The organism is Allocoprococcus similis (assembly GCF_054660775.1).
Genome location: NZ_BAAHSG010000016.1, coordinates 254,153 through 265,110, shown reverse-complemented (window position 1 = coordinate 265,110; position 10,958 = coordinate 254,153). Strand labels below are relative to the sequence as shown.

General features: G+C 40.0%; 11 protein-coding genes. All 11 read right to left on the bottom strand.

Annotated features, from left to right (window positions below; translation table 11 throughout):
• Positions 1-80: 80 nt before the first annotated feature.
• The 11 genes from ACYQ5K_RS09055 to ACYQ5K_RS09005 all read right to left on the bottom strand — a co-directional run bounded on the left by ACYQ5K_RS09055 (position 81) and on the right by ACYQ5K_RS09005 (position 10,881).
• Positions 81-269 (bottom strand): GHKL domain-containing protein, encoded by a 189-nt coding sequence (locus ACYQ5K_RS09055; protein WP_446821487.1) that lies wholly within the window; start codon positions 267-269, stop codon positions 81-83.
• Positions 270-281: 12 nt separating this feature from the next.
• Positions 282-824, bottom strand: coding sequence for a hypothetical protein (locus ACYQ5K_RS09050; RefSeq protein ID WP_459777469.1), 543 nt, complete (start codon positions 822-824; stop codon positions 282-284).
• 461 nt (positions 825-1,285) lie between these two features.
• On the bottom strand, positions 1,286-1,846 hold the full coding sequence (locus ACYQ5K_RS09045; RefSeq protein ID WP_006426967.1) for a hypothetical protein: 561 nt from the start codon (positions 1,844-1,846) through the stop codon (positions 1,286-1,288).
• An 80-nt stretch (positions 1,847-1,926) separates the two neighbouring features.
• The gene (locus tag ACYQ5K_RS09040; RefSeq protein ID WP_007884642.1) at positions 1,927-4,188 is read right to left on the bottom strand and encodes a glycoside hydrolase domain-containing protein; all 2,262 of its coding nucleotides are present in this window, start codon (positions 4,186-4,188) and stop codon (positions 1,927-1,929) included.
• 170 nt (positions 4,189-4,358) lie between these two features.
• Positions 4,359-6,050 carry a lysozyme family protein gene (locus tag ACYQ5K_RS09035; RefSeq protein ID WP_006426969.1) on the bottom strand — a complete coding sequence of 564 codons (1,692 nt, stop codon included), beginning with the start codon at positions 6,048-6,050 and terminating at the stop codon, positions 4,359-4,361.
• A gap of 29 nt (positions 6,051-6,079) precedes the next feature.
• Positions 6,080-6,430, bottom strand: coding sequence for a hypothetical protein (locus ACYQ5K_RS09030; protein ID WP_006426970.1), 351 nt, complete (start codon positions 6,428-6,430; stop codon positions 6,080-6,082).
• On the bottom strand, positions 6,430-8,760 hold the full coding sequence (locus ACYQ5K_RS09025) for a VirB4-like conjugal transfer ATPase, CD1110 family (protein ID WP_199669452.1): 2,331 nt from the start codon (positions 8,758-8,760) through the stop codon (positions 6,430-6,432). The genes ACYQ5K_RS09030 and ACYQ5K_RS09025 overlap by 1 nt, the downstream gene beginning before the upstream one ends.
• Positions 8,753-9,193 carry a PrgI family protein gene (locus ACYQ5K_RS09020; protein WP_023923453.1) on the bottom strand — a complete coding sequence of 147 codons (441 nt, stop codon included), beginning with the start codon at positions 9,191-9,193 and terminating at the stop codon, positions 8,753-8,755. The genes ACYQ5K_RS09025 and ACYQ5K_RS09020 overlap by 8 nt, the downstream gene beginning before the upstream one ends.
• A 3-nt stretch (positions 9,194-9,196) precedes the next feature.
• Positions 9,197-9,628, bottom strand: a complete 432-nt coding sequence (locus ACYQ5K_RS09015; protein ID WP_459777468.1) for a DUF4313 domain-containing protein — start codon at positions 9,626-9,628, stop codon at positions 9,197-9,199.
• A gap of 5 nt (positions 9,629-9,633) precedes the next feature.
• Positions 9,634-10,476, bottom strand: a complete 843-nt coding sequence (locus tag ACYQ5K_RS09010; RefSeq protein WP_459777467.1) for a hotdog family protein — start codon at positions 10,474-10,476, stop codon at positions 9,634-9,636.
• Between the two features lie 87 nt (positions 10,477-10,563).
• Complete coding sequence (locus tag ACYQ5K_RS09005; RefSeq protein WP_006426976.1) at positions 10,564-10,881, bottom strand: hypothetical protein; 318 nt, start codon at positions 10,879-10,881, stop codon at positions 10,564-10,566.
• Positions 10,882-10,958: the final 77 nt, after the last annotated feature.

Here is a 10,958-nt window from a genome sequence, read left to right as displayed (position 1 = left end):
CATAAATGGTAAAAATGCCCCTTGAGGTGGCAAAAATAGACGAAATCGGTCGAAAAAAATAGTAAGACACCATCGCCTTACTATTTTTCATCTAATTTCATATATAATAATATTTTCACTTGAAAGGATTTCTCCGTATGGCAGATCTCCATCTGACCATGATATTTTTCTACTACGAGTTTCACATTTTGTAATCCTATTCCATGTCCTTCTTTCCTGCTTTTCGTTGTCAGATAAATTCCATTCCGCACTTTTGGTGTATCTTTTATGCTATTCTCAATCTAGATATTCATGATTCCTTTTCCATAATACATCTGAAACGATAATCTCCTTTCATCTGAAGCTGCTGTCCCACGAATAGCATTATCCATAAGATTTCCCACTATTATACTTATATCAAATAATTCTTCCCCTATATGATTCGGTATTTCTACAGAAATCTCCGGATTTTCAATTACTGATTTCGAATCTTCCAAAATATAATTCAGCAGATTATTCATATTACGGTTTTCTGTATATAAATGATGACATAAGGCTGTTCCGGCTATATTCTCCATTTGTTTCAGATACGATAGAATCTCTTCATTTCCTCCCGTTTTTGCCATTGCCCCTATTGTTGTAAGATGGTGCTTGTAATCATGATGTATCTTATTCAGCCTGTCCTGTGATTTCATCATCATCTCCAGTTCTTTTGCATACTGGCTCATCTGAATTTTCATCTCTTCCTGTTTTGCTGTTTCAATATAACTTTTCTGAACCTCATCGTGCAGATAGAAAATAAACACATTGATAAACAGTAAGAATAATACAATCGTAGACCGCACACCTCTTCTGTCTGGCAGCAATATCCTGATACAGACTATAATGCTGATCACCGGGACAGAAAGCATACCCTCAGTCTTTCGTAACACGACAAACGGGGAAAAGAATCCCCTTCAATTCTTTTCCCGAATGGACATCACTAATTTTGTGTCATTTTTCCGATGCAACAGCACCACTTCCTTTGCTGTCTTATTTTGTCCTCTATATAATAAACACTTGAACAAGAAAAAACTGTCGCCATTTTATAATTTATTTATATTTTTTATGTTTTATTTATATTTTATCCAAATATTACAGCGATAACTAATAATGTCACCCCCTGCATTATTCTTTTTATTTTTAGCGTCATTTGATAAACCATCAACGTTTTTGATGGCAAAAAGGGAACCTGCAAAACCAGATTCCCTTTAAAATACATGCTCTTCTCTAAAAGGATGATAAATCCACCATCCTCTGCTTATTTTTAAAAACTTTTTCCTTTTTTACAATACTTATAAATATTAAATGGTTTTTCTTTTTTTTCAAATAAAATCCCTGTTGTTTTAATAATTTTTATAAGTTCATCCGACTCCATATCTGTCGTTTTAAATATAAATATTTTCTTTTCATTTGTTATGAAAAAAAAGAAGTTTTTATATAAGAACATTCTATCAATATTTTTAAATTCATAAATTTGATCTTCATCTATTTTAATTGCGTTTTCATCGATATCCACCGTTTCATATCCTGATCTACCCCAGACAAATTCATGAACATTTTTTTCAAAATTTTTACCAATCATTTGATACCAAATAATCCAAGCCACACAAGCCACACAAGTTCCAATCCCTATTCCAAACATCAAATAACTTTCCGACAGATAACAATTAATCGACAGTAAAAATTCTACAGGTGTAAAAATATAGATAATCATTCTACTTTTCTGTCTTGTTTTAAATAATTGATTAGGAATTATAAACCCAAGCGAAAGCATTCTTTCTAATTCTTCCCTATCCTCATCTGACACAATTGATTTAATATGCATTCTTCTTAATCCCCCTTTTGCCAGAGGTCCTCTTTATAAAATCGAACCTCTGGCCATTGTCTCTTTTATTCTTTTACAATTTACAGCGCTTGAATCAACAAACCAAAAACAGTACCTGCTCCAGCTGAAAATAAAGCAATAATTGACGGAATTGCATTTACAACTAATGCACCCGCAAGAACTAATATTACGGCTCCTGCCAGTATATTACTATGCTCTTTTGTGAATTCTACAACATTAAATTCAAGACCACTATTAGAATTTAATGTCATTGTAAAAATCAAAGCAACCGATATTGTCCACTCTTTTTCCTCTTCTGGCAGCAAATCTGATGTACTAAATACAATGGAAAACTCTACACTATTGGCAAAAACATTATTTATTTCAAAAGCAATATTACCAGATTTAACCGATAAAGCAATTTTTTCTATCGTATTTCCAAAGTTATCTGCTCCCTCTATACCTGTATCTGATAAATTTGATGAAATCTCCATAATTTGATTTTTGCAAGTTTGTGTCAATTCTCCATCATTTCCTATATCCACTTTTATATTATAAATTTTACCAGTTGAACTTTCAAGCGATGTGGATATTTTAGTAGAAATATCAATTGCTCCTTGAGGACTCATCATTGTTCCCAGTGAAATTTCCTTATCATACTCCACACCCACATCCATAATTTTATTCAGATAACCAAGCGGCTCCATTACATTATAGACATATTGATTTCGTGCTATTTTTACCTTTGCCCGAAGATTTTCTTGCGCTATTTCCTCATCTGTTTTTGTCGATACGGCATCGAACTTTTTAAATCCAGTATCTCTCCCTGAATATGCATCTTTATCCAGTGGGAACGAAGGTGATGAAGAAAATGAGTTCAACTCACAAAATTGATCAAATGCCCAGTTCTTCGGCATCGAATATCCCAAATTACAGCTAAATCCAGTTGACATATCTGCCACAAATGATTTACTTGCCAATCCTGCTTCATAAACTTTAGTACATACATATCTTGGTGCATAAATGCCGACTTTATAATTTTTATCATTTGTCGAACTGAAAAAGATCATGTGAATCTGTTCAAAATAAGGTATAATAAATGTATCAATCTGATATGAATAACAATCAAAATCCACTGCAAAGTATATAGTCGTTCCACTTGGTATACCGATTCTCTCGGCTGCTAAAATTGCTGTCTGTGCATCAACACTTCCCTGGGACGGATCCTTAAAATAGTTTAATTCATATCCTCCATCCTGATATATCGGGAATACCGATAATCCTGCATTTTCAATGTTTTTCACTTCTGTTGATGTCAAATATTTCGGTGTATGTTCTTTTCCAACAGAACCTGTCAGATAACGTCCTACATGAGTATACCCTGCATTTTTTATATCTAATGCCTGTTGTTTATTTAATACTGTTGCACAGTCACACGCTTTTGCTGCCCTGTTTGTATCGCCTTTACTCGTAAGCAATGATTTCATAGTAGAAACATTTACTTTTCCTTTTGTTACAAGTCCAATTCCTGTCAGACCATAAAACTCCTGAAATTCTGACACCTTTGACTCTGTAGTCGAATCAAACACGCCATCGAATCTTCCCGGATTATATCCGTTAAAATATAGTCCGTATTGAGCAATCTTATTAAATGGAACATATTTCGTCGAGTTCTGTCCGTTCTGTAATGTACCCGGAAACGCATTTGTTGTTGCATCGCCAAAATTAACTGAATTCAAATCTGTAATTAATTCAGTTGTAACTCCTTCAGCCGCCTGCAATGCACCAACTAAAGACAAAATTGTCTGTCTTGAGGCAATTCCATCACAAGGTCCAACACCAATAACATCTGACCAGTCACTATTTAATTGCTGTTGAATAAGAACAATATTGGAATCCCCACCAGAAACCTTTGTAAACCAGTTTAGGGATAACAATCCAGACCAAACTTTCCAATCAATTTTGCCCGTAACTTCCAGTCCTGCATTTTCCTGCATCTTTTTAACTGCATTTACTCCTGATGTATAATAAATTCCAGTAATTCCTCCAGCAGCATATCCTTTGCAAAACAGAGCACACTGAATCAAGCATACATTAACCTGCGGAGTATCATTCGGATCCATTTTTGTAATAATGGCTAACTTCTTCATGGTATTAATAGTAAGTGGTCCAACCGTTCCTGTAATCGTTGAGATTCCATTCTGAATCTGAAATGCACGAATGATTCCCTGCATCACGGCTGTTCCGGTCTTTCCATCTTCATCCAGTTTTACCCAATCCTTATGTCCACCAAACATCGCATTTAAATATTTTTGTGCTGCTTTTACATTCTGATCACTCATATTCACTACCTCCTAATTCAAGTCAATTATAAAGATTTCTAACTCTTTATATGTCTATCACTAAAAGTTACAATAACAATTTATCAATCAACTGTGCCTATTTTGTGACTATTTTCCAAAGAATTCATTAACTCCCTTATAAAATCCTTAACAAATTATGAAAGAAACCATCAATTTATCACCCCATATCCCATTATAGAACTGTAATCTACTGCATAATTTCTCTGCCGTACCTGATCACTGGAATTTCCCTCAATCGTGTAAACTCTTCCACCTTCACACTTTTCTACTATTCCTACATGATCCGATGTTCCATCATGATCCCAGTCAAAAAAGATGATCATTCCAGCTGTCGGAGTTGTTCCGCCACTCTGCCACTTATTCTTTCCCTGAAACCAGGACACTCCATCACTGCACAATGAGAATTTAGGAACATTCCCACTTGCAATCAGACCGCTCTGATCCGCACACCAGCTTACAAAACAGGCACACCATTCTACCCGACTGTCAAATCCGTACCAGCTCCAGAACTTCTGACCGCCACTGTTTCCAAGCTGCCCCATTGCAACCGACACAATCTGCTGATTACCAAACAAACCAGCAAACAGGCTGCCACCGGAATAATACCGCATCACATGGGGAACGTATTGGGGATCTCCGTAACTGCTCCATCCATGCGAAGCTGCCTGTTCCTGTGAAAACTGCAATGCATTGGCTTCTGTATAACCGCCTCTTTGCAATGCCCATCCTATGTAGCCATTTCCATAGTTATATCCCTGCCATGCAAGTTTCAGCTTGTCCAGATCCTGTGGACTGCTGCATCCTGCCTGTCTGATACAGTCTGCAAAGGTCTGTACTCCAACCTCTATCGAATAATCCGGATCAGTAATAGAACCAGGAGTGTGTGGGAATCTTGTATTATATGGACTTTCCGAACACTGCATCGGGTCTGTTCCCCTGCCTCCAGATTCCTGCATCATGATGGCCTGTATCGCAGACACATATTCCGGAATGCCGTATTGGGATGCATACTGCTGTATCACAGAAGTATACGCAAGCACTTCTTCACTTAGGGATTCGGAGCTTTCCGAATTACTGCTGAAAGCTGCTCCTGCAATGATTCCCACAATCAGAATAAATACCAGAAGAAATGCACTACCTCCGGCAGCAATCCATTTTCCCATTTTTTCAAGAGCTACTACCCCTTTTTGAATCGCTGCTGTAATTCCCTGTACGGATAACTTTGAACCCTTTCCAGTTACCTGAAGGACTGCTTTTCCACTTTCTGCCGATGCCTGTGCTGACTTTCTTGCCATCTGGGCTGCTCTTGCTTTCTGCATCGCCTGAAGACTTTTTTCCATCTGCTGTTTCTGCATGGATGCCTGTGTCTTTATTTTTTCTTGAGACAGACCGGATACTTTTACCACTCTCGGTGCTGCTTTCACCTGCCGTTTACCATTCTCCTTGGCAAGTGCTGCCTGCTCCGGTTTCAACTTGATTAATTTCTTTCCGCTTTCTGCCCCCTGCTCCATTGCTTCTTCGGCAGCTTTCGCTTCTTCCTGTCTGCTTTTTCTTTCCTTTATCTTCCTGTAGGTCACTCCAGCAAGTTTTTTTCCACCTTGATATGTGGTTTTCCCTATACTTTTTCCTGCCACACTCGCCGCTCTGTACTGTACGGATTCTATTTTTTCAGTTCCATACTGTGTTGGGGATTCTGACTGCCCACTGCTTTTTTCATGTAGTTCCCTTGGCTTTTCTTTTGCTTCCAGAACCGCTGAGCGAACCAGTTCTTTCGGAAGTCGGGCAGCCGGATTTCGAATCTTCGGATTCTTATCCCTTACCCGTTCCTTGATATCTTTCATCCGGTCACCCTCTTTCCGTATCTCTTATCTCATCGGGCAACATCCCGATGTTTCTTTTTTTCCTGCTGTTTCTGCAACTGCTCCACCTGTCTGATTGCCTCATTTACCAGTGGATGTTCGTTGTAATATGGCACAAGTTCCAAGTCTCCCCTGTCTTTTGATGACAACGGTAATGGATATTCCATGTCTGAATAAATTGATTCTGGATCATGAATAGAAAACTCAATAGCCGGACACATATTGGCAGATGTTCTACAATATTTCTGGTACTTTTTATATGCCTCTTCCAGCGTTCTGCATTTTGTATATTCTCCTAAATCATGGAACTCACCGCACTCTGCAGCATAAAAAGTTATCGTTACTTCTTCTTTTTTCTTCATTATGATTCTCCCGGTTTTGTTGTCATTAGTTTATAAAGGTCTGTATTCTTTGGGAACGTATTCTCAAATGGTACGATATTCCCAGAGCAACGGATTAGGCCACTGCCAACCGATACATTTGTAATATAGGACAGTTGGTTTTCGGAAATATTCAAAAGAGCTGCCAATTCTTCCCTGTCTGTACTTGCCTGATTCAAAAGAATCAAAAACTCACTGTTTGCCAACATCAGTCTTGCAGTGTCCGATTTCAGAAGTTCCTCAACATTTTGGGTTAAACCTGTCACGAATCCATTGTATTTTCTGATTCTCTTGTACAGTCGGTAGAAGAAATTTGCACTGTATTCATAGCGGAATAACAGATAGAACTCATCGGCAAATATCCATGTCGTTTTTCCTTCTTTCCAGTTCTGAATTACCCTGTTGAAAATACTGTCTAAGGTAACCAGCATTCCCAGTGGCATAAGCTGTTCCCCCAGTTCCCGGATATCATAATCCATGATCCTGTTCTTCTTATTCACATTGGTCGGCTGTGCAAAGGTGTTCAGGCTTCCATTGATAAAAAGTTCGGATGACAGTGCAAGTCCCCTTGCCTCTTCTTCCGGCTGTAACATCAACTGTCGGTACATATCTTTCAATGTCGGAACTTCTCCGGTATAACCACTTCGGATATAATCCCGGTACACATCTGCAGCACAGCGGTCCAGAATCGACTTTTCTTTTGCCGACAGATTTCCTGCTCCAACCAACTGCTCGAACACAGACAGGATAAACTCCGATTTTTCAATCAGTGGATTCTTTTCATTGCCGTAGGCTGCGTCCATATCCATTGCATTCAGATGATTGTCTGATGTCGCAGATACTTTTACAACCTGTCCGCCCAGAGCCTCTACTAATTTTGTAAATTCGGACTCCGGATCAAGAATCAGGATATCGTCATCGGTACTCAATGCCAGATGCACAATCTCTTCTTTTGCCGAAAAGCTCTTTCCTGATCCACTGACGCCCAACCGGAAACTGTTTCCATTCATCAGTTTCTTCCGGTCGGCTACCAGAAGGTTCTTGCTGACTGCATTCTGCCCATAATAGATACCTCCCGGCTGCAGGATTTCCTGTGTATGGAACGGGATTAAAACAGCCGTTGATTCCGTTGTCAATGTACGCAGGGCATTGATCTTTCGCAGTCCGTAAGGAAGCACTGTATTGAGTCCGTCCACTTGCTGCCACTTTAATGTTGCCATCTGACACAGATGCTTTCTTGCGATTGACAGAATCAGTTCCGTATCGGAATCCAGTTGCTTTTTGCTGTCTGCCAGATGTACCATTGTCAAAATCCCGAACATCATACGCTGGTCTCTGGTTGTCAGATCATCGAGCATTTCCTTGGTTTCTTTTCTCTGAAGTTCCATATCGTATGGTACGATTGCCGAGAAGTTATTATTAGCGTTCTGCCTTCTCTGCCAGTTGGTCACGTTAGTTTCCACACCAAGCAGTCGGTTCTGGATTTCCCTTACCGCTTCATCCGTAGGGACTGGCAGGATGTCAATCGACAACATCAGATTCCGGCTAAAGTCACACAATTCTGAAATCATGTCATCTTTGACATAACTTGCATAATCCTGCATATACAGGACTCTTCCGTATCTGTCACCGATTTTAAAATGGTCACGTTCAAATTCCATAGAATCCGGACACATCCAGTCCTTGAAACTTGTTCCCTTCTTGGCAAATTGTTTCAGATCAAACGGAAATGCCTGTGGGACATCTCCCTTGAAGAAATCCCTGAAAATCTGGAGCCGGCTCTCTGCGTCCAGTCCTTCTGCTGTGGACGATAACTTTGCCAGATGTGTTACGATGTCTGTTCCGATACGTGCAAAATAGGTTCTTGCATCATCAATCGATCTTTTATGTACACTGACGGTCAGATACCGTTCCTGATAGATGCTGTTGTTTGTTCCTGTAATCTTAGACAGGAGCATTTCGTTGTATTCTTCCCGATAGTGGTCCAGTCCATCTTCCTTCATTGGAAGCAGAATAGACTTTTCGAATTCTTCTTTATTGATTCTCCGATTATTGATGGTAATTTGGGCAGAAATGCCGGAATCCAGTGAATTTAAGAGTTCAGAATAATCCAGAAACATTTCTGTCTTATTGTCCTTACTCGCAATATAATAGTTGATATCTGTAAAACGATATGTTTTTGAGAATTTCGTTCCCTGTTGAAAAATTCCATCCGGCCAGATTCGCTGGATGGGAATTGCCTGTTGGACGGATTTCGGAACTTTGAAGCGTTCCTTATCCATCCGAAGTGCCTGACTTAAGGTTTTAATCAAAGGCATCACTCCTTCCCTTGCGTTTCTTTCTCTGTTTTGCTTCTGCTTTTTGCTCCCGCTCTTTTATGATTTCCGCTCCATCCTTTTGATTCTTTTCTCCCAGCGAGATGGTCTCCTGCATGCAGGAGTAGTAGATATCTTCCGACTGAAACACCAGTTTCTTCGGATACAGCAATTCGGATTTGATCACTGCCCATAAAAACTGTTCGGCTGTCATACCATGATATTTGAAAAAGCCACAGGCAGCAAATGGAGCAGCACCAAGCACACACAGCCATCCGGTTATTTCCTGTCCGGTAATATCACGCATTCCAAAGTAAATTCCGATTGCTGTAAGAATCGCAAGAACAGAACACACACATTGTCTCAGGTCCAGTCCCATAAACATGGATTCTTGATAGTCCCTGATTTCTTTGTTCATCTTTACTTCCATAAATTATCGTTCCTCTCCCCTGTTTTGTTTCTTCGTTTTCTGTGGTTTTTCTTTCGGTACTTCTATCCCGGCAAATCTACAGTGTTCCGCAACGCCTTCCGGATCAAATTCCGCAAGTCTTGCAAGGTCAAACGCTACCTTCTGATAGGTTGCATATCCTGATCTTCCTGTTTCATTCAACACTTTTCCAAGTTTATGTTCCTTGATAAAATGAAGCATATCCTTGGTAAAATCTCCTGTTATAAAAGCCTCATTTGGCTCTAAGAACTGATAGAGCAGATTAATGGTTACATCTCCAAAATCTTCCCAGTCTCTCCCTTCCTTATGGCAGAGTCCTACATATAAATTCCCATTGTTCCGATAAGAGCTCACTCGTATCGCTACTGTCTCACGTCCGAATTCCCAGTTATATCTTAATGTTTTCTTTGTATCCATATTTTTTAACCTCCAAGTCCCATCATTTCTCTGACAATACGGTCAGATGCCTTAATTGCTCCAACAAGTACCAATAAATTGAATACCAGTTCTCCTACATAGTTCCACACGATTGTAACTGCACTCAGCTCCGTATCTCCCACTGCCGGTGGACTTGCCGCATAAGCAGAAAAGATAATACACGCCAGTGCAATAATTGCCCCTTCCAGACACACGCCTATATAAGAACGGATAAAGTTCTTTCCAATAGACTGCGTGGGTTCTCCTGCAAACGAGGAAATCGGAATCGGGGCGATTGCCGTATACATATAGATTTTGAACATTCTGCCATACACTGTCAGGATCATCACAAATGACAATACGGTGATCAGCAGACTGCCAAGCAGTGTGACAATCCACAATGGAATGGATTCCAGCATTCCCACACTCTCGATCTTATCTACAATCTCCGTTGGCAGTTCCGTCACGCTTCCTGCCATACTGGAGCCACTCATTACGGTTGTCACGATTCCTTGCACAATGGAAAACAGTGCCTGCATAAGTTCCATTCCATACGTGATTGCTCCCTGAGCAAGTGCAAACCGGATAAATGCTTTTAGCACATGTTCCGGCTTTTTCAGATCTGTAAAACTGCCACACGTTTTAATGATTCCGGCTGCAAAAAACAACACCAGTAATCCATAGGCAATAGCTGTCAGTGCATCATTGATATTGGTCATAATCCGCCAGATGCCGCCGCCTTTAAAAGTTGCCGGATTTTCAGTAAGCAGTGTCCACAGTTCTGCCATCTTTTCACTCCATGTAGACAACGCAGAGTTCAGATTCTGTGCAATCCAGTTATCGCTCAAAAACTTTCACCTCCCTGAACATACTTTTGAATGCAGGAGTACCTTCCGGCACTCCTGCTGTTTCCTGATATACTTTTTCAAAGAGGCTTACGCCATAATCAGATCCAGGATTTCTTTGGCGAACGTAATAATTACTCCTCCGGCCAGTGTCAGAAATCCATTTGCCCTCTGGCTTGGATCATGGCTTTTTAAAGACAGACCAACCTGCACAACACCAAATCCAAGCAAAATCAAACCGATTGCACGAATCAGGGAAAAAATAAAAGTAGACAGGTTATTGATAACGGACAACGGATCACCGGCTGCGAATGCGGTCGTTGCTCCAACCGTTACGGTCAGTACCAGTGCCATGTAAAGGCTCATCCACTTTTTCTGTTTTCTCCCCATCGGCATCGGGGTTGTCATTTTTTCAGTTGTATTCTTTTTTGTTCTATTCTTTTCTCCTGTGAGAAATTTCTTCAATACACATCACTCCAATCCAT

Coding starts and splice junctions, on each gene's coding strand:
- ACYQ5K_RS09045 (WP_006426967.1), bottom strand. CDS start 1,846: ATGCATATTAAATCAATTGTGTCAGATGAGGATAGGGAAGAATTAGAA.
- ACYQ5K_RS09040 (WP_007884642.1), bottom strand. CDS start 4,188: ATGAGTGATCAGAATGTAAAAGCAGCACAAAAATATTTAAATGCGATG.
- ACYQ5K_RS09035 (WP_006426969.1), bottom strand. CDS start 6,050: ATGAAAGATATCAAGGAACGGGTAAGGGATAAGAATCCGAAGATTCGA.
- ACYQ5K_RS09030 (WP_006426970.1), bottom strand. CDS start 6,430: ATGAAGAAAAAAGAAGAAGTAACGATAACTTTTTATGCTGCAGAGTGC.
- ACYQ5K_RS09020 (WP_023923453.1), bottom strand. CDS start 9,193: ATGGAAGTAAAGATGAACAAAGAAATCAGGGACTATCAAGAATCCATG.
- ACYQ5K_RS09015 (WP_459777468.1), bottom strand. CDS start 9,628: ATGGATACAAAGAAAACATTAAGATATAACTGGGAATTCGGACGTGAG.
- ACYQ5K_RS09005 (WP_006426976.1), bottom strand. CDS start 10,881: ATGACAACCCCGATGCCGATGGGGAGAAAACAGAAAAAGTGGATGAGC.